Origin of the sequence: Streptomyces sp. NPDC005496 (assembly GCF_042872045.1) — a bacterium.
Classification (GTDB): domain Bacteria; phylum Actinomycetota; class Actinomycetes; order Streptomycetales; family Streptomycetaceae; genus Streptomyces.
The window spans coordinates 177783-200750 of the sequence record NZ_JBIAJQ010000006.1; the positions used below are offsets into that span (position 1 = coordinate 177783).

Sequence of the window (22968 nt, forward strand, 5' to 3'; positions counted from 1 at the left end):
GGAGGTCATGAGGGCGCGCGGACGGCTGAACGCGCGCTCAGGTAAGGGGAGTTCGGTGGCGCCGGTCAGGACGCCAGGCCGGTCCGGGGCCGGGCGCGGCTGCTCAGCTTGCGGCGCACCGCGATCGGCGTACGCCGGTTCAGACGGGGTCGGTGGTCGGCCGTCGCGTGTGCCACGTCCGACGCGCTCTCAGGCCCTGCCGTACCGGCACCTGTGTGCACGTCGAGCAGTCCCGAACGGAAGAGCCCGTGGTCGACGCGGCGGGCCATGGCCGACTCCAGTTCGGTCCGGAGCGGTCCGTCGCGCAGGATCGCCGCAGGCCCGAGCAAGCCTTCGACCACGGCCAAGGCGCCGGTGACGTCGCCGTGCCGCAGCCGTTCCCGGACGGCGGGCAGCGCCTCCGGATCACGGTGCACCGCGTCGATGGCCCGTAGGCAGGGCAGTGGTGGGCCGCCGAGCGCCACGAGCAGTTCCTCCCGCCGCAGTTGGGCGGGATCGTGGTCGACGGCTGTCAGCACTCCGTCCCGGAGGGCGATGCGGTGGATCTCGCCCCGGCACGGCACGCGGTGCGGATCACCGGTTTCCGGAGGGCCTCCGTCGGCAGACGCAGGTCCGGGAGCCGTCAGCGCCGCGGCCACGAGAGGATGCAGCCCGTTCACCGGGACGAGCCCCGAGCGCAGCAGTTCCAGGTCCGGCAGGACGCGGGCCGCCGCCTCCGGCAGGACCGGCAGAGCAGCGGTCACCTGGGACGGCAGCGCGTCCTCGGGGAGCCGCCGGAGCGTCGGAACGTGGCTGTCGTCGGGCGCGACGAGGTCGAGTACGGCACGCCTGCGCGCACCGAGCCGTACGGTGAAGGCCCCGCGAGGCAGCCCGTCGGCGCGCAGCAACAGCTCGGCCTCAGCTACCCAACTGCCGAACGCCCAATGGGAGTTGTCGCCGTAGTGCCGTTCCGGTCCATCCGGCCACAGCGGCCCGTGCGTTTCGGGGCCCGGGTCAACTGCCGCGAGGGAGAGTGGTCTTCCCGGCCCGCACCGCGATGCCAGTTCATGGCTCCGCCCGGCGTCCCAGAGATGCCGGTGCAGGTCGAGCCGGAAGCGGCGGTCGGGATGCGGATGCGGGTGGTGCGCCGGGATGCCCCTGCCGTGACTGTCCGAGGCGTCCCACACCGCCAGGGACATGCGCTGTCCGGCATCCGCCCGGGCAGGCGGTGTCCGCACCACCAGGTGCAGCGGCGACCCGCCCGAACTCCGGTAGCGGGCAAGGGAGATGGTGAGACCGGGGCGTAGCCGCCCGTCGGGGGCGATGCGGGGCATGTGCCAGCGGAGCAGATCCGGCGCCAGGCGACGCAGGTCCGCTCGGAGGAGGGTGACGATGCCGGTGCCGTGGCGACGGCGTACGGCGCGCAGATCGAGATCGACGTAGACGCGGGCGGCGGCGCAGGCCCCCGCCCAGTCACCGGCCGCGCGCCGCGCGGTCGCGTTCTCGATCATGGACGGTGGCACGGCGTACTCCCGTACGCGCTGCCACATCAACAGGTGGGGCGGAATCTCGTCCGCGAAGTGAAGTGCCATCAGCACTCACCGTTCGCGGAAGAGTCCCCCAATCCGAAAGAGGAGAAGTTCTTCATCGCGCGCATCGTAACCACGACGGTGAAGATCTGTCATGCGCCTATAGCGGCTGCCACCTCCTGCGCGTGTGGAGTGGGGGGCGAGGTGCCCTCGCCGGGGAGGCCCTGGCCCGACCTTTCGAGCACCTGGTCATGGCCGCGACGGATGCACGGACAGTGACATTCATCACCACTCCAGCCGGTGACGCAAGGCGTCAGGAGAGCGGCTCACGGTCAGGAACGCCGACGACCCGCCGTGTCCCCGCACGTCCCGCGGCGAGTACGCCTCGACCGCGCTCGGAGTCGCTGCTAAAGCCCCGGTCTCGGCGCCCGCCGGCACCCCTGGCAGACCCCGTCCGGGGGAATGACCGGCCTGCCCGCGGTGTTCGATGATCTGCGGCATCAGTGCAGGCCGGTACTACAGTGCGCCCTCAGGGCGTGCGGATGGACCAGGGCGTGTCGCCAGCCGTGTGCACCGACGAACAAGGAGATGGATCATGAGTAACGAAGCGCAGCGGGCTCTGCTGGCGGGCGGCTGCTTCTGGGGCATGCAGGAACTGATCCGGTCAATCCCGGGTGTCCTGGACACGCGCGTCGGATACAGCGGCGGCGACCTCCCCAACGCGACGTACCGCAACCACGCCGGGCACGCGGAGTCCATCGAGATCACCTTCGATCCGGCGAAGACGGACTACCGCAACATCCTCGAGTACTTCTTCCAGATCCACGACCCGACGACGAAGAACCGGCAGGGGAACGACATCGGCGCCGACTACCGTTCGGCCATCTTCTACCTCGACGAGGAGCAGCGGCGCGTCGCCGAGGACACCATCGCCGACGTCGACGCCTCCGGACTGTGGCCCGGGAAGGTCGTGACCGAAGTGGTGCCCGCCGGGGCGTTCTGGGAGGCCGAACCGGAGCACCAGGACTACCTCCAGCGGTACCCCGACGGATACACCTGCCACTTCCCGCGGCCCAACTGGCGCCTGCCGAAGCGCGCCGCGAGCTGACCCACCCGGCTGACGGTCACCTGCCCCGCGGATCCCTGGTTCCGCGGGGCGGTTTCGCATACGCCGCCCGAGGAAGTCGGTGACCGCGGGCCGCTCGCGCCGGTCGAGCGCGACAGAGAACAGCGACGCGAAGGTGCGGCGGCTCTAGAGCAACTGCTGTCCGCCGTCGATGTCGTAGGTGGCCCCGGTCAGGGCCTCGTTGAGCATGATGTGAACGGCCAGCGCCGCGATGTCCTCCGGGCCGACGACCCGCCGGATGGGCAGGGTCGAGCGCAGTTCCTCGCGTCGTGCTTCGAGTTGGTCGCCGAGGAGCGAGGCCGACAACGCCGTGTCGACGAATCCGGCGGCGATGAGGTTCACGCGGATCGGCGCCAGTTCGAGTGCCAGGTTGGCAGTGAGTGCGGGCAGCGCCGCCGTGAGCGCGGAGATGACGGACAGGCCCCTGCCCGGGCGCCGTCCACCGGTTCCCCCGATGAACAGCAGCGTGCCTCCGGCTCGGACCCTGCCCTGACTGTATTTGCCGATGGCGAGGGTCATGGCGAGCCGGTCACCGAAGTGGCGGCTGGTCTCCGGCAGGTCCAGGTCGGCCAGGGGCGCGTAGGACGGGCCGCCTGCCGTCGACAGGACGTGGTCGACGGGGTGGGGGAGGTCCTGGAAGAACCGCTCCACCTGGTGGGTGTCCGTGGCGTCGAAGGTCGCGGTGCTCAACGGCTGGATGTCGGCGGCCGCTCGTTCCAGGCGTTGCGGATCGCGACCGACCATCACCACCTGGCCGCCCTCGTCACGTACGCGACGCGCGGTCGCCAACCCGATACCGGAACTCGCTCCGATCACCACGACGGTCTGATCGGCCAAGTCACGACCCTGGTTCTGCTCGCCCATCATGTGCCTCCGGTGATCGAGGGGGCCGGTGGAGGGTGAGTGGTGGACATCTCACACTCCGGGTCAACTGACCGTCCACGGCGAGGTGTTCGTCACGCCCGCGCCGGGCCAGGCGCCGCACGGAATCGCCCCGAGCCGGACGGGGCAGCCGCCGCGCAACCGAAGTCCCGTCACGCGCGCCCAGGTCGAGGCTGCTTGGTCCGGTACACACCTGGGACTTCGAAGGCGCGAGGTCCGCGTACGCTCCACGCCGGACCCGCCGCCATCGTTCTCACGCCGAGTTCTCGTATGCGACTGCCCGCGGTGCCGACACGCAGCGCGCCCGTCACGGCGCTCACCAACGTACCTCTCCCGGATGTCGCCCACCACTGGAGCGGCACCGGACCCTCGCAGGCGGGGGCCGGTGACACCGTGCTCGAACGGACGGTGTCATGACTTGCCGACGCGGCCGTCTCGGTAGCTCTCCAGAACGCGCAGCCAGACCTCGCTGATCGTGGGGAACGCCGGTACGGCGTGCCACAGCCGGTCCACACGTACCTCGCTGGTGATCGCGACGGTCGCCGAGTACAGCAGCTCCTGCGTCCCGGGGCCGACGAAGGTCACTCCGACGACGGTCTGGAGATCGGGGTCGATGAGCACGCGAGCCCTGCCGCGGTAGCCCTCGGCGTACTGCAAGGCGCCGGCGACCCTGCCGATCTCGTGGTCCACGACGTCGACACGGCGCCCGGTGCGCTCGGCTTCCTGCGTCGTCAGACCGACGCTGGTCACCTCCGGCTCGGAGAACACCACTTGGGGCACGGCGGCGCTGTCGGCCGTGGAGGCGTGCGCTCCCCACCTGCCGTCGTCCAGCGGTTCGCCCTTGGCGCGCGCCCCGATCACCGCACCGGCGATGCGCGCCTGGTACTTGCCCTGGTGGGTCATCAGGGCGCGGTGGTTGACGTCGCCGACCGCGTAGAGCCATCCGTCGGCGACGTCTGTCACGCGGTAGGAGTCGTCCACGGCCAACCAGTCGCCCGGCGTCAGTCCGACGGTCTCCAGGCCGATGTCCGCGGTGTGCGGCGCGCGGCCGGTCGCGAACAGGATCTCGTCGGCCTCCAACGTCTCGCCGCCGGACAGGGTCACCCGCACGGGGCTGTCGTCGCCGTTCTCACGGACGACCCCGGTCACCGAGGTGTCGAAACGGAGATCGACGCCCGCGGCTCGCAGGGATTCCGCGACCATCTCTCCGGCGAAGGGCTCCATGCGGTTCAGCAGCCCCTTGCTGCCCCGCACCAGCATGGTCACCCGCGAACCGAGTGCCTGGAACGCCGTGGCCATCTCGACGGCCACCACACCACCGCCCACGACGGCGAGGCGATCCGGGACGTGCCGGGCGGCGGTGGCATCACGATTCGTCCAGGGGCGGGCCTGCGCGAGCCCGGGCAGATCGGGGAACGCGGTGATCGTCCCCGTGCACACGCCGACGGCTTGCCGTGCCGTCAGGCGCACGGTGTCGCCGTCCGGCGTCTCCACGACGACCTGCTTCGGGCCGTCCAGCCGCCCGTAGCCGCGCACCAGGTCCACGGACACCGAGTTCAGCCAGCCCACCTGGTCCTCGTCATGCCAGTAGGCGGACATCTTGTCGCGGTAGGCGAACACCGCGGGCACGTCCAGCGGGCCCTCCACCGCTGCCCTCAGCCCCGGGACTCGACGGGCGTCAGCGCGCGCCACCACGGGGCGCAGCAGCGCCTTGCTCGGTTCACACGCCCAGAACGAGCACTCGCCTCCGAGCAGCTCGTTCTCCACGATCACCGTGGAGAGTCCGGCCGCCCTGGTGCGCTCGGCCAGGTTCTCGCCGGCCGGGCCGGCGCCCAGAACGACCACGTCGTAGGCGCGAGAAGTGCTATCCATGCTTGCTCCAGTCCCTCATCCGAATCGCAGCCCGGCGTGGCGCTCAATGTGGAGAACACCGCGCGACCCGCACTCGCCCGGGGTCGGCGCAGTTCTCCTGCCATATTCCTCCAGAGGGTCGGACAGCGCCTGGCGGAACCCAACCGGCGGCGCCGGGCGCGGACGCCAGTAGGTGGGGGCATCCCGAGCGAGGTTCGGGTCGGGCCGACGGGCGCCTGGCCCCGAGCGGCGTTCCCAGCTGTCCTACGGACGGGTGGTCACCGGCCGGGGAGCCGGGTCGTGACCTCCTGCAGAACCCATCCGTTGCCGTCAGGGTCGCTGAACGCCGCGAAGGAGCCGTAGCTGGCGCGCCGCGGCTGCGGTCCGCCGACCCTGCCTTCCTCCGTGCCGCGGTGGAACACGCCGCCCGCGTCATGAAAGATCTCGCCCACCTCGACACCCCGCTCAACGAGCTCCGCGTGAGCGGCCTCGATGTCGGAGACGACGAGGTGCAGGCCCTGCACGGAACCCGGTGCGGCGGTCGTGACACCGGTGCCGAAGAGGATCGAGCACTGCGATCCCGGCGGGGTCAGGTGGACCACCCGGTAGGAGTCATCGGCGACGTAATCGACGTCCAGCCGGAACCCGGCCTTCTCGTAGAAGGCCTTGGCCGCGTCGACGTCCGAGACGGGCAGCACCATGACCTCGAGCTTGAATTCCATTGTTGCCTTCGCTTTCACGACAGAGGACACGCCCCGAGCGTGTCACCGGTTCAACGGGTGACATCATTCCAACGTCGGCGTCACTGGTCAAGCTGGTGACGGAGGAATGTGCTCCCCGGTCGGGCTGTCTCTCTGGCGTGGAAGCGGGCGGGTCGGCCCTGCGTCCGACGGCTTGGGTCAAGAGTTGTATAGATCCAGGCGGCCAGAAGTTGCTGCTATGCATCCGACGGCGACCGCCTGCTGGGGGGTGGGTCGAACGCGTGCTGCGCGCCTCGACCGGATGTAGGTCGACGGACTTTGTCACTTGCTTGACCGGTGACGTATCGACTGTCGTGATCGCCGGCTTGAGATGCCGTCAGGCACCCCACTCGGCAACCTGACCCCCTGGAACGAGGTCGACAAGGGCGGCCACTTCGCCGCCTGGGAACAGCCGGAGCTGCTGTCCCGGGAGATCCGCACCGCCTTCAGGTCACTGCGCAAGGCCATGTCCGCGAAGTCCCTCCTGTCTCGGGGTGCCCGGCACGGGAGGGACTGTGCGGCCCGTCGTCCGGGGTGGCCGTCACCGCCCCGGACGGGCTCCTCACGCCTGCGAGCCGGCCGCCCGCTCGGGGGTGCGAGCGGAGCGCAGCCACTGGGCGAGCAGGGCGAGGGCGGCCAGGACCGCAACCGTGGCCGCGTAGACGACGGACGTCTCGTGCAGTCCCGTGTGGGTGGCGGCGATTCCGGCGATCACGGCGGGCACGCTGAAGGACAGGTAGGAGATCACGAAGGCGACGGAGAGCAGTTCGCCGCGTTCGGACGGGGCGGCGATCCGGGCCAGGGTGCCGAAGCTGGCGAGGGCCGAGCCGCCGAAACCGACTCCGGCGATGACGGTGCCGAGCGCCGCGGTGACCAGGGAGTTCTCCTCGACCCCGGTGAGGGCGACGGCCGTACCGACCAGCAGGAGGCTCGCGCCGAGCGTCAGGGTGCGCGAGGTGGGCCAGCCGCGCAGGGCGAACGCGGTGAGGGAGGCCGGCACCGTGAGCAGGGTGACCACCAGACCGCCGACCACATGGCTGGAGAGGCCGAACAGGCCGACCGCGACGGAGGGGCCGAGCGAGAGGTAGAGACCGCCGAGCGCCCAGCTGGCGACGAGGATCGGCACCAGCCCCAGCAGGTCGCCCCTCAGGTGCGGAGCGACGCGCAGGCGCGGCAGGAGCGAGCGGGCGGCACCCGGCCGCTTCACCGACGTCTCCGGCAGCGCCAGGAGGACGGCGCCGGCCACGAGCACGGCGGCCAGCAGCAGCACGTACACCAGGCGGGTGGGGTGCGGTCCGTACTCCACGAGGAAACCGGAACCCAGCGAACCCAGTCCGAGCCCGAAGGTGGGGGCCGCGCCCGAGACGACACCGGCGCGGTGTGGCGCGTGTGCCGGATTGAGGTCGACCAGGGCCGCGCCGAGCGCGGTCATGGCGGCGCCGGTGGCTATGCCCTGGACCAGCCGCGCGACCAGCAGCAGCGCGATGTCGTCCGCGGTGAGGAACAGGGCCATCGCCACGGCTTCGAGGGCCAGCGCCGACAGCAGGACCGGTCGTCGGCCGAGGTGGTCGGACAGGGCGCCGAGCACCAGTAGCGCGGCGATCATCCCGAGGACGTAGACCGCGAAGACCGTGGTGAGAACGGTGGCCGAGAAGCTCCATTCCTGCTGGTAGACGACGTAGAGCGGGGAGGGGGCGCTGGACGCGGCCATGAAGAGCACGAACACGACGGCCAGGGCGACGAACGCCATCGGCCGCCCCAGCTCGCGGCGGCGGCGTCCTTCCGGCGACGTGGTGACCGGTGGGGATGTGTGCTGATGGGGCAGGGCGGAGGCGGGCACGATTCTCTCCAAACGCAGTGATCGATGCGTTAAGACGCTAGCACTAACGCAACGATCAGTGCGATAATTCCGTCATGGTTGACGCTTCAGCTCAGGTACGTCCCGGTGGCCGCTCCGCCAAGGTGCGGGCGGCCGTGCACCGCGCCGTCGCGGATCTTCTGGCGGACGGGCCCGCCGAGGCACTGACGATCCCCGCCGTCGCCGCCCGCGCGGGCGTGCACCCCACGACCGTCTACCGGCGCTGGGGATCGGCCGCCCAACTGCTCAGCGACGTGGCCACCAGCCGCTTCAGCGGTGACGTCGTCGTGCCCGACTCGGGTTCGCTGGCCGGCGACCTCGAGCGGTGGATGGCGGACGTCGCGACCGACCTCGCCGATCCGGACACCCTCGCCCTCATGCGCGCCACGATCGGCTCGGGGCCCGAAGGGGGATGCGCCTGCACGGCCGACCGGCACGAGCAGCTGAGGGCCATCATCGAGCGCGAGCGCTCCCGGGGCGGTGAGGCGCCCACGGTGGAGAGCGCCGTCGACTTCCTCCTCGGCCCGCTGTACTACCGCGCGATCTTCAGCGCGGAGCCCGCTTCCGGTGACTGGGCTCGCGGCCTCGTCACGACGTTCCTGGCGGCTTCCCGGGCGCTGACCTGAGCGAGCCGGACCTCCCCGGCGCAGGAAGCCCGAGGCGCGGCGGCCACGTGCCGCGGCTCGGGGTGGCAGGCAGTGCGGCGGCCGCGCGGCGTACGCCGGTGCCCGCACGAATGCTCGCCGTGTCGCCCCGCGGAACGACGAGGGGCCGCCGCCAAGTCGCGGGCTTTGCCTGCTCTTTACAACCTGGTCCGTCGCTGTGTCGTCTCTTCGCTCGACCTGTCACCCGGTCCGCCGGATCCGCGGCGGACGGACGAAAGAGGAGAGCGACCCATGCGCCGTACCGTTTCCGGGGCCATGACACTCGCGTGCACCGCCGTACTGGCGGGCGCGATACCGGCGTTCGCCAACGAGACGACGCCGAGGCCGGCCCCCACCGCCCCCTCGGAGCGCCCGACCGCCGCCCCGACGCCCACCCCCAGCACCGCCTCCCCGAGCGAAGCGCCGACTCGGGCGCCCGCCACGGGCCAGGTCAGCCGCGTTCCGAACGGAGCGCCCGACACCGGTGTGGCACCCACGACCGGACAGGGCACGGACGGGGGAGCGGCCATCGGAGGCGGCGCCGCGGCGGCGGTCGTCCTGGGCGGCGGAGTGGCCTTCGTGGTCCGCCGCCGACGGACCGCCGGGGCATGACGTCACCTGCCCGGCGCGCGGTCACCCCTGCCGTTCCCGCCCGGAGCGCACCGGCCGCCCACGCGCCTTCCAGACGGCTCGTCACCGCCGCCGTACTGGGCACGCTGCTGTCCGGCTGCGGTGGTGGCACCGGCGACACTCGGTCCGCAACAACCCCATCGGGCAGCGGGCGTGAGCCCTCGGAGTCCGGCACGAAGGCGAAGGCACCGCAACGGCAAGGGAGTTCGGCCCCCGTGAGGTTGCGGATCCCCGCCATCTCGGTCGACACCCCGCTGATACGGCTCGGGTTGGCAGAGGACGGCAGCGTGCAGGTACCACCCGTGACGGCACACGACCGAGCGGGCTGGTACGAGCACTCGCCCGCGCCGGGACAGGTCGGGCCGTCCGTGATCCTCGGCCATGTCACCGTCGGCGCCTACGGGGACGGGGTGTTCCGCCGCCTGGACCGGCTGCGCCCCGGCGACACGGTCACCGCGAGTCTGGGAGACGGAACGGCGGCGGCCTTCTCCGTGACCTCCGTCCGGACGGTCGCCAAGAACCGCTTCCCCGCGAAGGCCGTCTACGGGGACGTGAACCGCCCCGAGCTCCGGCTCATCACCTGCGGCGGCCCCCGCGCCGACGAGGGCTACCGCGACAACGTGATCGTCTTCGCCCGGCTGAAGTCGGTGACTCCCTGACCCTCCCACCGGATCCCGGGCGGACGGACCTGTGCCGGCCGCCCGGGAACCGCCCCACCAGTCCCGAGCCCACGACCCCGTGCGGCCACGACCATGGAGAGCGTTGAAACGGTCCCGCGACACGGCAGCGTCCGAGCTGTTCGCTGCCCTCTACCCACGTCTCGCCGGCTGGTGCCGCCGACTGGTCGACGACGACGAGACCGCCCACGAGATCGCCTCGGAGGCCTTCACCCGGCTCTGGGCACGCTGGACGGCCGTGGAGGAGCCCCGAGGCTTCCTCTACGTGACGGCGGCCAACCTCGTGCGCGACCACTGGCGCAGGACGGAACGCGAGCGCAGAGCCGTGCGGCGCGTCACCTCCGAGGCGGCCGTCCGTCCGCACGACGAGCAGACCGATCCCTCGGTGCGCCTGCTCGTGCAGTCACTGCCGGAGCGCCTGCGCGTCCCGATCCTGCTGCACTACTACGCGGACATGCCCATCCGGGAGGTGTCCGTCCTGACCGGACGCAAGGAAGGAACCGTCAAGGCCGACCTCCACACGGCCCGAGAACTGCTCCGCGCCCACCTGGGGAGGAACCTTGATCGCACACCATGACGAAGGTCCGGACCCGGACTTCGGACTCGACGACCCCCTCGCCGCCGTCCTGAGGCCAGGGCCCGACTACCTGAGCCCACCGCCCGGCCGGTACGAGGCGATCCGCCGCGGCGCGTCCCGGCGCAGGACGGTCCGGACCGCGATCGGAGTCGGGCTGTCGTGCGCCGTCGCTGCCGTCGTCGCGCTCCCGCTCACCATGTCCGCGTCCGAGGCGCCGGCCTCCCCGACCGTCCCTCTCGCCCCGCCTCCCGCAAGCAGCCCCGCGACCGTCCCTACGACGGCCCCCTCCCGGCAGACTTCGCCGGAGCCGTCCCGGCCCGCCCCCAGGGAGAGCGATCCCCGCCGTCCCCCGGTGCCCACCCGGGAACCGTCCGCGACACCCACACCCTCTCTCGCCGAGCCGTCGCGGGAGACGGCTCGGACCGGGACCGCACCCACGGAGCGCGGCCCGCGTTGAGCCTCACCGGGCCGCGGCGGACGAGTGCCAGTCGGGTGCCCGCGGCCTCAACTCCCTTGTGCCGGGCCCCGGGACGGACGGGTGCCCGGCACACTCACGAGGACTCGCGCACCACGAGTTCGGTGGGGAGGACGACGTGCCGACGCGGCTCCTCGGGGTCGCCGATCTCCTCCAGCAGGATGCGGGCGATCGTGACGCCGATCTCCTCGACGGGCTGACGCACGCTCGTCAGGGGCGGGTTGCTGTGGCGGGCGATGATGGAGTCGTCGAACCCGACCACCGCCACCTCGTCCGGAACGCGCCGCCCCTGCCTGCGCAACTCGGCGAGGGCTCCCGCCGCCATGACGTCGGACGCGACGAACACGGCGTCGAGAGCGGGGACTTGTTCAAGGAGTGAACGCATGGCGGCCTCGCCGCCCTCCTCGGTGAAGTCGGCCGAGGCCACCAGCCGCTCCGGGATCTCGTGCCCCGCCTTCTCCAGGGCGTCACGCCATCCCTGGAGCCGGCTGCGTGCCACGTCCATGTCGAGCGGGCCGCTGATCGTGGCGATCGTGCGCCGCCCTCGGGCGAGCAGGTGCTCGACGGCCGCGGCGGCCCCGCCCGCGTTGTCGGAGTGCACGTGGCTGAGGGACTCGGCGGGGGAGCGGCGTCCGGCCAGCACCGTGGGCAGGCCCATGTCCTCCAGCAGCCCGGGCAGCGGATCGTGCTCGTGCACGGAGACCAGCAGCACACCGTCGACACGCCGTTCCGCCACCGACTCGGTGAGCTGGTCCCGCTCGGCCTGGTCGCGTACGAGCACCAGTTGGAGCTGCGTCCGGGTCTCCGCCAGGGCGGTGCTGACCCCGCGGATGACCGCCGAGAAGTACGGCTCGGAGCCCAGTCTGCTCTCCGACTCGGGGATCACCAGGGCCACCGAGTTCGTCCTGCTCGTCACGAGGCCCCGGGCGACCGAGTTCGGTACGTAGTTCAGCTCCTCGATGGCCGCGAGCACCGCGGCCCTGGCCTTCTCGCTGACGAGCTCGGAGCCGTTGATGACTCGTGAAACCGTGGTGCGTCCGACGCCGGCGCGCGCGGCCACGGTCTTGATGGTCGGGCGTTGCCTGCCCCCCATGGCGCCTCCTCGCTCACGCGCTGCCCCGACGGCTTTCACCTGCGCATTGTGCCAGACCCCGGAAGAGCTTCCGGAGGGGCCGAGGACGCCGGCGCGACATCTTTCCGCAACGAACTGGATTCAACTTCTTGACAGGAGCCTTTTGCGGCGGCCACGCTTCGGGCCTCCGGGTGGGCACGTTCCCATCGCCGTTTGGGAACGTACCCACCCGGACAAATCGGGCCTACGGAGCGGACCGTGGTGCTCGATCTCCGGTGCGTCAGCGCCGCCGCTAGGAGGACGAAATGGGCAAGGCCCGAAGGAAGTTGCGTACACGAGTCGTGGCCGCCGTGTCGGTCGTGTCGGCTCTCGGTCTGGTCGTGGGCTGCGGGAGCAGTGACAACGGGGGGACCGGCGGAGGAAAGAAGGACGGCAAGGTCACCATCACCATGGGGCTCTTCGGCGTCATGGGCTTCAAGGAGACCGGCCTGCTCGACAAGTACATGAAGGAACACCCCGACGTCACCATCAAGGCCGATGTCGCCGGTGACGAGCAGACCTACTACACCGCCCTGCAGACCCACCTGGCCGCGGGCAGCGGGCTGAAGGACATCCAGGGCATAGAGATCGGCCGGGCCAAGGAGCTGTCGGACACGCAGAAGGACAAGTTCGTCGACCTGTCCGGGGTGTCCGGCACCGACCACTTCCTCCCGTGGAAGCAGAGCCAGGTCACCACCGCGGACAAGAAGGTCATCGGCCTCGGCACCGACATCGGTCCGATGGCCGTCTGCTACCGCAAGGACCTGTTCGAGCAGGCGGGCCTGCCCACCGACCGTGACGAGGTCGCCAAGCTGTGGGAGGGCGACTGGTCCAAGTACGTCGCCGCGGGCAAGAAGTTCAAGCAGAAGTCCAAGGACGGCAAGGTCGCCTTCATGGACAGCTCCAGCGGCCTGTTCAACGCCATGATCTACGGCCACTCCGAGCAGTTCTACGACAAGAAGGGCGAGCTGATCTACGCGTCCAACCCTGTCGTGAAGGACGCCTGGAAGCTGGCCTCCGAGGCGGCCACGTCCGATCTCACGGCCAAACTGCGCCAGTTCCAGCCCGGTTGGGACCCCGGCCTGGCCAACAGCACCTTCGCCACCACGGTCTGCCCCGCCTGGATGCTCGCGCACATCAGCGAGAAGGCCGGACCGAAGAACAAGGGCAAGTGGGACGTCGCCAAGGCACCCCAGGGCGCCAACTGGGGCGGCTCCTTCCTTGGCGTGATGGAGAAGAGCCCCGTCAAGAAGGAGGCCCAGGAACTCGTCGCCTGGCTCACCGCTCCCGAGCAGCAGGCCTACCTCTTCGAGAAGATCGGCAACTTCCCCTCGTCGCAGACCGCGCTCGGGATGCCCGAAGTGGTCGACGCCAAGTCGGACTATTTCAGCGGCGCGCCCATCGGGAAGATCTTCGGCGCAGCGGCCAAGGAGATCCCCGACGAGCAGGTGCTCGGCCGCAAGGACGGCACCATCAAGGACATCTTCTCCCAGGGCCTGACCTTGATCGAGGCGCAGAACAAGAGCCCGAACGAGGCGTGGAAGACCACTGACGAGCGCATCGAGAAGGCCGCCGGCTGACCGAGGGCACCGCTGCCCGCCCGCGGAGCCGCCCGGCGCCCCACGCACGGCCTGCCTGGGCCGCCGGGCCCCTGCCCGCCCCTCTCACCCTCCAGGAAGGACGCCTTCCGGTGGCCATCTCCACCTCCACACCCTCAGACGGTGCCCCCGGCACAGTCCCGCCGGCCGGGACCGGCACCGGCGGGGAACGCCAGCGGCGGCGGACGCTGCTGCACCGCCTCGACGTCCGCGGAGCTCCGTACGCCTTCGTCGCACCGTTCTTCGTCGTCTTCGCCGCCTTCAGCTTCTACCCGCTCGTCTACACCTCGTGGATCTCCCTGCACCGCGTCGAGCTGTCCACCCTGAACCTCATGGAATGGGTCGGCTTCGACAACTACACGTCCCTGTGGGAGGACGACCGCTTCTGGAACGCGCTGCTCAACACCTTCACCATCGGTGTCCTGTCGACCGTGCCGCAGCTGATGATGGCGCTCGGCCTCGCGCACCTGCTCAACTACCGCCTCCGCGGCTCCACTTTCTTCCGTGTCGCCGCCCTGACGCCGTACGCCACATCGGTGGGCGCCGCCGCCCTCGTGTTCACGATGCTCTACGAACGCGACTTCGGCATGATCAACTGGGTGCTGAGCCTGGTCGGCGTCGACAACATCGACTGGGAGAACAACAAGTGGGCCGCGCAGACGGCGATCTCCACGATCGTCATCTGGCGCTGGACCGGCTACAACGCCCTCCTCTACCTCGCCGCGATGCAGGCGATCCCGCGCGACCGCTACGAAGCCGCCGCCATCGACGGCGCCTCGCGGTGGCAGCAGTTCCTGAAGGTCACCGTCCCCGGCATCCGCTCCACCATCGTGTTCACCATCGTCCTGTCCACGATCGGCGCCACCCAGCTCTTCGGCGAGCCCCTGATCTTCGGCCAGGGCCCGAACGGCATCACCGGCGGAGCGGACAACCAGTACCAGACCCTTGGACTGCTGCTGTACGAGGAGGGCTGGAAGAACTACCAGATGGGCCGGGCCGCCACGGTCGCCTGGGCGATGTTCCTGCTGCTCATCGCCCTGTTCGTCGTCCAACGACTCGTCAGGCGCGTCCTCGCGCGCAGGGCCTGACCGGGAGATCTCCATGACCACAGACAGCATCCCGGTCCGGGCGGCGGAGGCGCACCCCGGGGCCGCACCGAAAACACGCGGGAGCAGCGCGTCCGGCGGACAGGGCCGGCGCCTCTTCCGGCACCCGGGCGCCGGACGTCAGCACCACGCGGGCCCCGTCGCCTACATCCTCCTGGGAATCGCGGCCCTGTTCTCGCTCTTCCCGCTCTACTGGACGATGGTCGCGGCCTCGACCGACAACACGCGGGTGACCCAGACGCCCCCGCCGTTCCTGCCCGGACCCCACCTGCTGGAGAACCTCGGCAAGGCATGGCAGGACGCCGCGCTGGGCAAGGCCATGCTCAACAGCATGATCGTGGCCGGGGTGATCGCCCTGTCCACGGTGCTGTTCGCGACCCTCGCCGGCTTCGCGTTCGCCAAACTCCGCTTCAAGGGCCGCAACATCCTGCTCATGCTCGTCATCGGCACGATGATGGTGCCGCCCCAACTCGGCGTCGTACCGCTGTTCATGATGATGACGGAACTGGGCTGGGGCCAGAAGCTGCCCGCCGTCATCTTCCCCACGCTCGTCAGCGCCGTCGGGGTGTTCTTCATGCGGCAGTATCTGACCGAGGCGCTGCCCGACGAACTCGTCGAGGCCGGCCGCGTCGACGGTGCGCACTCCCTGCGCATCTTCTGGAGCATCGTGCTCCCCATCGCCCGGCCCCCGATGGCCGTGCTCTTCATGATCACGTTCGTGCACGCCTGGAACGACTTCTTCTGGCCCTTCATCGTGCTCGACATGACCAACCCGACGGTCCCCGTGGCCCTCACCCAGCTGAGCGCGGGCTACGTACGCGACCAGTCACTGATCATGGCGGGAGCCCTGCTCGGCACCCTGCCCCTGCTCGTGATGTTCGTCGTCTTCGGCCGGCAGATCGTCGGCGGAATCATGCAGGGAGCCGTCAAGGGATGAGCGCCTCACCGCCCCACTGCTGCCACGGCCCCCCGGCGCCCGCCACCCCCGTATGCCACTCCCGCCCCGCAGTACATCTGGAAGGACTCACGTGACCACCGTTACCCGACGTGTCGCGCCCGCCCCGGAGACCACCGACGCCGTCCGCTTCCCGCAGGGATTCACCTGGGGCACGGCGACCGCCGCGTACCAGATCGAGGGCGCCGCCGCCGTCGACGGTCGCACCCCTTCGATCTGGGACACCTACTCGCACACACCCGGCAGGGTGCGCAACGGCGACACGGGTGACGTGGCCACCGACCACTACCACCGCTGGCGCGAGGACGTCGCGATCATGGCCGACCTCGGCGTGAGCGCGTACCGGTTCTCCCTGTCCTGGCCGCGCGTACAGCCCACCGGCCGCGGCCCGGCCGTCCAGAAGGGGCTCGACTTCTACCGCGCCCTGACCGACGCGCTGCTGGAGAACGGCATCGAACCGGTGGTCACGCTCTACCACTGGGACCTGCCGCAGGAGCTGGAGGACGCCGGTGGCTGGCCCGAGCGCGTCACCACCGACCGGTTCGCCGACTACGCGGCCCTGGCCGCCCACGCGCTGGGCGACCGGGTGAAGACCTGGACCACCCTCAACGAGCCCTGGTGCAGCGCCTTCCTCGGATACGGCTCGGGTGTCCACGCTCCCGGGCGCACCGACCCGGTCGCCGCACTGCGCGCGGCGCACCACCTCAACCTCGCGCACGGCAAGGCGGTTCAGGCACTACGCGCCGAACTGCCGTCCTCCGCACGGGCGTCCATCACCCTCAACATCCACCACGTCCGTGCCCTGACCGAGGCCGCCGAGGACCTGGACGCGGCCCGCAGGATCGACGCGCTCGCCAACCGCGTCTTCACCGGCCCCATCTTGGAGGGCCGCTACCCGCAGGACCTCCTCCAGGACACGGCCGGCCTGACCGACTGGTCCTTCGTGCGGGACGGCGACACCGCCACGATCCACCAGCCGCTGGACTTCCTGGGCGTCAACTACTACACGCCCACCCTCGTGTCCGCCGCCACCGGCGAGGCCGGCCACGGCTCCGACGGCCACGGGGCCAGCGAGCACAGCCCCTGGCCGGGCGCCGACCAGGTCGCCTTCCACCGGCCCGCCGGCAGCACCACCGCGATGGGCTGGGCGGTGGACCCCAGCGGTCTGTACGACCTGCTGATGCGGCTCAAGGCGGACTTCCCCTCGATGCCGCTGATGATCACCGAGAACGGCGCCGCCTTCGACGACTACGTCAACCCTGAGGGCGAGGTCTCCGACCCCGAGCGCATCGCCTATCTCCACGGCCACCTCTCGGCCGTGCGGCGGGCGATCGCGGCCGGTGCCGACGTGCGCGGCTACTTCCTGTGGTCCCTGCTGGACAATTTCGAGTGGGGCTATGGCTACAGCAAGCGCTTCGGCGCCGTCTACGTCGACTACCCGACCGGCAAGCGCATCCCCAAGGCCAGCGCGCGGTGGTACGCCGACGTGGCACGCACCGGCAGCCTGCCGGGCGAGGGTCCTCGGAGCCACTGAGCCCGGCGAGACGTGGGGCCGGGCCCGGCCGAGGGTGCGGACGTGCGGCGGGTACGCGTACAGGCGTACCCGCCACGGAGCGCTCGGGGCCGGGCGCCGCCGTGTGTGGGCTGCCGTGTCGGGAGTGGGCCCCGGGGGACCGGGGAGCCCGGGCCCGGAGCCGAGGCTGGGGTTCGGGGTGCGCCACGCCCGGTGGTGCCCCGGTCCCCGCCTGACCAGCACTCGTCGCTCGCCGACCAGTGACCTACGGACGGCGGGAGCCGTGGGCCCGTGTGATCGCCGGGAACGATCGGGTAGGCCGAATCACACGCTCGCCCCCGTTTCCGTCCCGTCCGGCGGGCTACTCAGCCGCACATGGAAAGACCTACCGCTCCGTCGCGCGGCACCACGACCAGCGACCTCGACCTGTCTGCCACCCTCCGCACGGAGCGGGACGGCCCGGCCTTCGACGACCGAGGAACCCGGCCCCGACTCCGCGGCTCGGGCGCCATCTCCCGCACCCTCGCCGTGAGGCCGGGGCCGTCGGGCGAGAGGCGGCCTGACCACATGGACACCTCCAAGTCCTCGGCATCCGCGCAGCCGGCGCGGCGCGGGCCGCAGCCCGACGACCGGACACCCAAGCAGAGCCCACTCAATTCCGCCCTGTCCACGCCGCTGCTCTACTTCTTCATCCTCGGTGACGTCCTGGGGGCCGGCGTGTACGTCCTCGTGGGACAGATCGTCGCCGCGTCCGGCGGAGCGGTCTGGGTGCCGTTGAGCGTGGCGCTGTGCCTGGCGATGCTGACCGCAGGGAGCTACGCCGAACTCGCGACCAAGTACCCGCGCGCCGGTGGAGCCTCCCACTACACGACACGGGCTTACGGACCGTTCGCCGGGTTCCTGGCGGGCTACTGCATGCTGGCGGCCGGCATCGTCTCCGTCGCCGCGCTGGCCCGCGGCTTCGCCGGTGACTATCTGACCGCGTTCGTGTCGTTGCCCGTGGCGGCGGTCGTCATCGTGTTCCTCGCGGCGCTCGCCCTGCTCAACGCACGCGGCATCAAGGAGTCGACCCGCGCCAACGTGGTCGCGACGGTCATCGAGGTCGGCGGCCTGCTGATCGTGGTCGTGCTCGGGGCGTGGATCGTGCTGCGCGGTGACGGACACGTCGATGCGCTGACCGACCTGGGTACCCCGCAGAAGGGCGCGGCAGCCGCCGTGCTCAGCGGCGCCGTGCTCGCGTACTACTCCTTCGTCGGTTTCGAGACGTCCGTCAACGTGGCGGAGGAGACGCGCGACCCCGTGCGGTCCTATCCCCGGGCGCTGTTCGGTGCTCTCGGCACCGCCGGACTGGTCTACGTGCTCGTCGGGCTCGCGGCGACCGCCGCCGTCCCCGCCACGGTCCTCGCCGACTCCAGCGGTCCGTTGCTGGAGGTCGTCAAGGCGGCGGGAGGGGTACCGGAGCGGCTCTTCAGCGCGATCGCCCTGGTCGCCGTGGCCAACGGGGCCCTGCTGACCGGCATCATGTCCTCCCGGCTGGCGTTCGGCATGGCCCGGGACGGACTGCTGCCCCGTCAGCTGGCGACCGTGCTGCCGCAGCGCCGTACCCCCTGGGTCGCGATCGCCGTCACCACGGCGCTGTCGCTGCTCCTGGCCCTCACCGGTGATGTCGCCACCCTGGCCTCGACGCTGGTGCTCCTTCTTCTCGTGGTCTTCTTCATGGTCAACACCGCGGCCCTGGTACTGCGCAAGGACCCCGTCGACCGCGAGTACTTCCGGATTCCGGTCGTGGTTCCGGTCCTGGGCGCCGCGTCCTGCGTCCTCCTCGCGACCCGCGTCGAGGGCGAGGTGTGGAAGCGCGGACTCCTCGTCCTGGCGGTGGGCGTCGTCCCCGCCCTCGTCGCGGCCCGCCGGCACCGGCGCGACGACCGGGGCGCCCAGCCGGACTGAACGAGCCGACCGGAGCGCGACGCTCCGTCCCCGCGGCGGCAGAAGCGCCCGCAGACATCCCAATCTGCGGGCGCACCGCGTGCCCAGAGGACCACTCCGGCGGCAGCGCCACGCAGAAGAGCACGTCAGACCGCAGCCCGACCGCCGGCCGTCCTTCGTTCGGGTACAGAACCCCTCACGTGTCACCCGGTCGAGTGAGCGAGGAGGGAGACTGCCGCCGCCGCGCCGATACGGTCACGCGGTGACCTCGAACTCAACAGAAACGCGCCCCGTGCGCTCCGCCGAGGTGGGGACCTTCGTCGCCATGTCGTGGAGCCGCGAGACGCCGCAAGGCGCCATCCCCTACGTGCTCGCCTTCTCCCTCGGTGACGGTGAGAACGGTCCCGAAGGCTCCGCCGCCGCCGCCGTCGAGCAGCTGGTGCGCAACTGCGGACTCTCGATCGAGGAGGGCCTGGTCGACGGCAGCTCCCGGCCGAGCATGCCGGTCCGCCTGCTCGTCGTGGACGGGTCCGTGGTCCTCTCCATGCCGCAGATCAACGCGCAGATCGTCCCGTCGGACCAGTGGCTCGCGGTCGTCGCCGAGCGCGGGTACGCCTGTCTCATCCTCACCACGCGCACGTGGCCGGGCGGGGAACTGACCGACAACGACGCACTGGCCGCCTTCGCCAACGACGAGGAGACGCTGAAGCTGTCCGCCAACGTCGTCCTGCCGGCTCGCAAACTGCGCGACCGCTGACCCGACCGGCGGCCGCGGCCGTGGACCCACGGCGGCGGCCGGCGTCCTTCGCGCATACGCGGTGACACGCGGCGCGTGCCGAGACACGACGGCGCCGGTCACCGAGGAGTGCCCCCGCACCCGCCGGAGCGGGGCGGGGGCACGGACGGTTCAGGGCTTGTAACCGAGGACGAACGTCACCGGGCTGCCGCCGGCCGGATTGCCCGCGGTGCTGGGCTTGGCGAGCGAGTAGACCGGCGCGTTCACGGCGCCCAGTGCGGCCAGGGCGGTCTGCTGGTCGCCGGCCGCCCCGTAGTACAGGTCGAAGCTGCCCGACGTGCCCGGCTGTCCTGCCACCGCGTCGACCGGTACGTCGACGTCGAGCAGCGATCCCTGGTCGTACGGCCCGGCGTCGGTGAACGAACCGCTGTTGTGCAGCCACGGGCGGCCCGTCAGCGGGTTCGGCCCGGCCAGCCCGTCGTCACTGGCGAAGACCACGCGGTCGTGGTCGGCCTTGAGCGTGACGTACTCGTTGAGCGGCGTCGGCTCCACGTCCCAGTCGACGACGCGCCGGTAGACCACCGACGGCTGGTCACCCGGGGGCGCCTCGGAGGCGACGGTCACCTTCACGTCGTACAGCTCCGGCCTGGAGGACGGGCGGTACTCGTGGGTGACGGTGATCGGGTAGTCGGTCCCCACCAGCCGCACCACGGATTTCGCGGTGGTCGCAGTGGTGGAGAACTCGACGATCTCGGCGTTGTCCGAGAGCCCCTGGACACCGTGGGACCAGCCCGCCCACTGCCCGACGCCCCCGGGTGGGGTCACCTCGATGCCCCAGCCCTCGCAGAAGCAGCCGGCGACCGAGACGCCCTCGTAGTTCGTCGGCTTGTGGCGCAGCCCCAGGTCGGTGGTGCCGACCCCGGCGCTCGGCCGGCCGCTGGGCGTGATCAGGTTGCCGCCGGGCTGGACCCCGATCTCCACCTCGGTGGCGGCGCCGCCGATGCTGCCGCCGAAGAGACTCGTGTACTTCGTCTCCCAACGGCCCTCCTCCTCGTCCTCGTCGGGCTGCCCATGGCTGATCAAAAGGGTGACGCGGTAGCAGTCACGGCCGCCGATCCGCGTGTCCAGCGTCTTGTCCTCCTCGCGCGCGCTGACGTCGTCGGCGTAGCAGCGCTTGGGGATCTCCTGCCAGTCGACCACCCGGAAGGTGAGCCGCCGGTCGTCGTCCTGCATGGTCCGTACGGCCATGTTCCACAGCTTGGACGGATCGGCCTGGCCCACCAAATCCACGAAGTGCGCGCCCCCGCCGTGCACGGTGTACGAGCCGGACGCCACGCCGGTATCGGCGGGAAGGCGGACGGTCTCGTGCGCCGGGCGTGGGACGGAGAAGGTCGAGTCCGAACCGGTGCCCCGGAGTTCGGAGCACCAGACCGGGACGTCCTTGTCGGCGTAGTGCCAGTACGTGCCGTAGTCGGCCGCGCTGCCGCCGCCGCAGAGCTGGTAGTTGGCGATCCAGTAGTCGCTGAACTGGGTGTGCGGGTCGCTGTGGTAGTCGTCCTCGATCATGTCGCGGATCTGGCTCTTGGCGTCCGGGAACCAGGCGTCGTCGATCCGCTCCCAGGTACGACGGATGGAGTCCCTGCCGAGCCGTTCCTCGAGGAACTCGGCGAAGATGAACGTTCCGTACTGGTGGCCCGACCCGAAACCGTCCTGCTGCGTGAGGTCCACTCCTGGCCTCGCGAAGTAACTGTCCAGGGCCTTCGCGTACTTGGCGTTGCTGGCGGAGGGCACGGTGCTGTCGTTCTGCATGGCCTGGTGCGCGGCCCACTCGGCGCTGCCCTCCATCCAGGCGTTGAGGTCACGCGGATTGAAGACCAGCCCGATGCCGATGTAGCCGTACTGCATGGTGTGGAACAGCTCGTGCCTCGGCAGGTAGAACTCGTCCGCCTCGTCACCCGCGCCGTAGTCGGTGCCGATGTGGATGATGTTCGCGTCGGCTGTCTCGTACGGCTGGACGAAGCCCACCCCACTGTCCACGTGCGGCGAGCCGAGGAAGACGGCGACCTTCTTGTCCGTGTCCTCACGCGGGTGATAGCCGAGGTCCGACGTGTATGTGGTCCAGGACACCTCAAGTGAACGTGACAGGCGTTCGACGTAGTTGGGCACACCGTTGCCGGCCACGTCGCCCCGGGCCGGGTCCCCGGCGCCGTCGTAGGTGTCGACGTTGCGCTCACCCGTGGTGCGGTAGAACACGGAGAAGTGGGACGTCTGGTGCAGGCACTGGAAGTCGCCCGGCAGACTGGCCTGCTGGCATTCCGTACTCGGCGTCGGAGCGAGCCGAAGTGAGGAGCGGCTGATGAAGGGCGTGAGCAGATCGGCCCGGTCGAGTTCGTGCTTGACCGAGTCGCGGATCGGGTGGCCCAGCCGGGCCAGCTCCCGGCCCAGGACCATGGCGAGGATCTGACGCTGTTCCTGGGGCACCTTCGCGGTGTCGCGGTAGTGCGCGGGTACGCCACCGAGGTAACCGAGCGTGGCGTACGCGTGGTTGATGAAAGCCTCTTCGTTCAAGGTCCCGCTCTGCAGGTCCTCCAGGAGGGCGCGGATGCCGGGTTCGAAGCCCGCGTAGCTGACGGGGTCGGGCTGCTCGGGCGCTTCACCCGACTGCTTGCGGGTGAGCGGCTGCGGATCGAAGTCGGGAACCTCGTACTCGGCCCGCGCCTTGGACCGTGGGGCGAGAGCCGACTTGGCCGTGGGGCCACCGTCGACCGTGGAGGTGACAGGTGCGCCATCGCCGGACGGCGAGTCGGCGGTGGCCGGCACCTGGAACACGCCGACCGACAGCAGCAGGGCGGCGGTGGCGGCGAGCAGGCGGCTGCTGGATGCGGTGCGCGCAGGTCTGTGTCGTGAGCCGGGTACGAAGCGCCACATGGCGAGTTCCCCCAGAATCTCGACGGCCCCCGCGGACGGGACGTCCGGTCGGGCGGCCGCTGGGTCAAGTGGTGCACGGGGAGGCTAGGGGATAGGTGACTGGTTCTGTCATGACTCGGTCAGACCA

General features: G+C 70.7%; 18 protein-coding genes. 11 read left to right on the plus strand and 7 right to left on the minus strand.

From position 1 onward, the window contains the following. Positions 1 to 65: 65 nt before the first annotated feature. Positions 66 to 1571, minus strand: a complete 1506-nt coding sequence (locus ACFYQQ_RS19960) for a hypothetical protein (RefSeq protein WP_388904898.1) — start codon at positions 1569 to 1571, stop codon at positions 66 to 68. A 532-nt stretch (positions 1572 to 2103) separates the two neighbouring features. Between ACFYQQ_RS19960 and msrA the strand changes: the two genes are divergently transcribed. Beyond that, a complete protein-coding gene (gene msrA, locus ACFYQQ_RS19965; protein WP_355783061.1) occupies positions 2104 to 2616 on the plus strand; it encodes a peptide-methionine (S)-S-oxide reductase MsrA in 513 nt (170 codons plus the stop codon). 144 nt (positions 2617 to 2760) lie between these two features. On the opposite strand, the gene ACFYQQ_RS19970 is transcribed toward msrA, so the two are convergent. From ACFYQQ_RS19970 to ACFYQQ_RS19985, 4 genes are all read right to left on the minus strand, one after another. Continuing rightward, entirely contained in the window at positions 2761 to 3498 is a 738-nt protein-coding gene (locus ACFYQQ_RS19970) for an SDR family oxidoreductase (protein WP_355783063.1), read from the minus strand. A gap of 429 nt (positions 3499 to 3927) precedes the next feature. After that, positions 3928 to 5388 (minus strand): NAD(P)/FAD-dependent oxidoreductase, encoded by a 1461-nt coding sequence (locus ACFYQQ_RS19975; RefSeq protein ID WP_355783058.1) that lies wholly within the window; start codon positions 5386 to 5388, stop codon positions 3928 to 3930. A gap of 257 nt (positions 5389 to 5645) precedes the next feature. Then, positions 5646 to 6089 (minus strand): VOC family protein, encoded by a 444-nt coding sequence (locus tag ACFYQQ_RS19980; protein WP_355783056.1) that lies wholly within the window; start codon positions 6087 to 6089, stop codon positions 5646 to 5648. Between the two features lie 580 nt (positions 6090 to 6669). Continuing rightward, on the minus strand, positions 6670 to 7947 hold the full coding sequence (locus tag ACFYQQ_RS19985) for an MFS transporter (RefSeq protein WP_356173988.1): 1278 nt from the start codon (positions 7945 to 7947) through the stop codon (positions 6670 to 6672). A 74-nt stretch (positions 7948 to 8021) separates the two neighbouring features. On the opposite strand from ACFYQQ_RS19985, the gene ACFYQQ_RS19990 reads away from it, so the two are divergent. The 4 genes from ACFYQQ_RS19990 to ACFYQQ_RS20005 all read left to right on the plus strand — a co-directional run bounded on the left by ACFYQQ_RS19990 (position 8022) and on the right by ACFYQQ_RS20005 (position 10493). Continuing rightward, complete coding sequence (locus ACFYQQ_RS19990) at positions 8022 to 8591, plus strand: TetR/AcrR family transcriptional regulator C-terminal ligand-binding domain-containing protein (RefSeq protein WP_388904899.1); 570 nt, start codon at positions 8022 to 8024, stop codon at positions 8589 to 8591. A 270-nt stretch (positions 8592 to 8861) separates the two neighbouring features. Beyond that, positions 8862 to 9221: a sortase-dependent protein gene (locus tag ACFYQQ_RS19995; RefSeq protein ID WP_388904900.1), complete on the plus strand. Its 360-nt coding sequence runs from the start codon at positions 8862 to 8864 to the stop codon at positions 9219 to 9221. Then, positions 9218 to 9898 (plus strand): class F sortase, encoded by a 681-nt coding sequence (locus tag ACFYQQ_RS20000; protein ID WP_388904901.1) that lies wholly within the window; start codon positions 9218 to 9220, stop codon positions 9896 to 9898. Before ACFYQQ_RS19995 ends, ACFYQQ_RS20000 begins: the two co-directional genes overlap by 4 nt. Before the next feature lie 103 nt (positions 9899 to 10001). After that, entirely contained in the window at positions 10002 to 10493 is a 492-nt protein-coding gene (locus ACFYQQ_RS20005; RefSeq protein WP_355795511.1) for an RNA polymerase sigma factor, read from the plus strand. A gap of 551 nt (positions 10494 to 11044) precedes the next feature. Here the strand turns inward: ACFYQQ_RS20005 and ACFYQQ_RS20010 are convergent. Further along, a complete protein-coding gene (locus ACFYQQ_RS20010) occupies positions 11045 to 12061 on the minus strand; it encodes a LacI family DNA-binding transcriptional regulator (protein WP_356173979.1) in 1017 nt (338 codons plus the stop codon). A 284-nt stretch (positions 12062 to 12345) separates the two neighbouring features. Here ACFYQQ_RS20010 and ACFYQQ_RS20015 point away from each other — a divergent pair, with 284 nt between their 5' ends. The 6 genes from ACFYQQ_RS20015 (at position 12346) to ACFYQQ_RS20040 (ending at position 19934) form a co-directional block, all read left to right on the plus strand. Continuing rightward, a complete protein-coding gene (locus ACFYQQ_RS20015; RefSeq protein WP_355792896.1) occupies positions 12346 to 13659 on the plus strand; it encodes an extracellular solute-binding protein in 1314 nt (437 codons plus the stop codon). A gap of 110 nt (positions 13660 to 13769) precedes the next feature. Further along, complete coding sequence (locus tag ACFYQQ_RS20020; protein WP_355794009.1) at positions 13770 to 14765, plus strand: sugar ABC transporter permease; 996 nt, start codon at positions 13770 to 13772, stop codon at positions 14763 to 14765. 13 nt (positions 14766 to 14778) lie between these two features. After that, positions 14779 to 15720 carry a carbohydrate ABC transporter permease gene (locus ACFYQQ_RS20025; RefSeq protein WP_355794007.1) on the plus strand — a complete coding sequence of 314 codons (942 nt, stop codon included), beginning with the start codon at positions 14779 to 14781 and terminating at the stop codon, positions 15718 to 15720. Between the two features lie 52 nt (positions 15721 to 15772). After that, positions 15773 to 17272 (plus strand): GH1 family beta-glucosidase, encoded by a 1500-nt coding sequence (locus tag ACFYQQ_RS20030; RefSeq protein ID WP_388904902.1) that lies wholly within the window; start codon positions 15773 to 15775, stop codon positions 17270 to 17272. 546 nt (positions 17273 to 17818) lie between these two features. Further along, entirely contained in the window at positions 17819 to 19198 is a 1380-nt protein-coding gene (locus ACFYQQ_RS20035; protein WP_388904903.1) for an APC family permease, read from the plus strand. 241 nt (positions 19199 to 19439) lie between these two features. Next, complete coding sequence (locus ACFYQQ_RS20040; RefSeq protein WP_388904904.1) at positions 19440 to 19934, plus strand: DUF5949 family protein; 495 nt, start codon at positions 19440 to 19442, stop codon at positions 19932 to 19934. Positions 19935 to 20084: 150 nt separating this feature from the next. On the opposite strand, the gene ACFYQQ_RS20045 is transcribed toward ACFYQQ_RS20040, so the two are convergent. Further along, entirely contained in the window at positions 20085 to 22841 is a 2757-nt protein-coding gene (locus ACFYQQ_RS20045) for a hypothetical protein (RefSeq protein WP_388904905.1), read from the minus strand. Positions 22842 to 22968 lie beyond the last annotated feature (127 nt).

Bases quoted from the DNA above. Each gene is read 5' to 3' on its own strand.
- ACFYQQ_RS20015 (WP_355792896.1), top strand. From the start codon at position 12,346: ATGGGCAAGGCCCGAAGGAAGTTGCGTACACGAGTCGTGGCCGCCGTG.
- ACFYQQ_RS19970 (WP_355783063.1), bottom strand. From the start codon at position 3,498: ATGGGCGAGCAGAACCAGGGTCGTGACTTGGCCGATCAGACCGTCGTG.
- msrA (WP_355783061.1), top strand. From the start codon at position 2,104: ATGAGTAACGAAGCGCAGCGGGCTCTGCTGGCGGGCGGCTGCTTCTGG.
- ACFYQQ_RS20010 (WP_356173979.1), bottom strand. From the start codon at position 12,061: ATGGGGGGCAGGCAACGCCCGACCATCAAGACCGTGGCCGCGCGCGCC.
- ACFYQQ_RS20025 (WP_355794007.1), top strand. From the start codon at position 14,779: ATGACCACAGACAGCATCCCGGTCCGGGCGGCGGAGGCGCACCCCGGG.
- ACFYQQ_RS20045 (WP_388904905.1), bottom strand. From the start codon at position 22,841: ATGTGGCGCTTCGTACCCGGCTCACGACACAGACCTGCGCGCACCGCA.
- ACFYQQ_RS20000 (WP_388904901.1), top strand. From the start codon at position 9,218: ATGACGTCACCTGCCCGGCGCGCGGTCACCCCTGCCGTTCCCGCCCGG.
- ACFYQQ_RS19990 (WP_388904899.1), top strand. From the start codon at position 8,022: ATGGTTGACGCTTCAGCTCAGGTACGTCCCGGTGGCCGCTCCGCCAAG.
- ACFYQQ_RS20030 (WP_388904902.1), top strand. From the start codon at position 15,773: ATGCCACTCCCGCCCCGCAGTACATCTGGAAGGACTCACGTGACCACC.
- ACFYQQ_RS19995 (WP_388904900.1), top strand. From the start codon at position 8,862: ATGCGCCGTACCGTTTCCGGGGCCATGACACTCGCGTGCACCGCCGTA.
- ACFYQQ_RS20035 (WP_388904903.1), top strand. From the start codon at position 17,819: ATGGACACCTCCAAGTCCTCGGCATCCGCGCAGCCGGCGCGGCGCGGG.
- ACFYQQ_RS19975 (WP_355783058.1), bottom strand. From the start codon at position 5,388: ATGGATAGCACTTCTCGCGCCTACGACGTGGTCGTTCTGGGCGCCGGC.
- ACFYQQ_RS19980 (WP_355783056.1), bottom strand. From the start codon at position 6,089: ATGGAATTCAAGCTCGAGGTCATGGTGCTGCCCGTCTCGGACGTCGAC.
- ACFYQQ_RS19960 (WP_388904898.1), bottom strand. From the start codon at position 1,571: ATGGCACTTCACTTCGCGGACGAGATTCCGCCCCACCTGTTGATGTGG.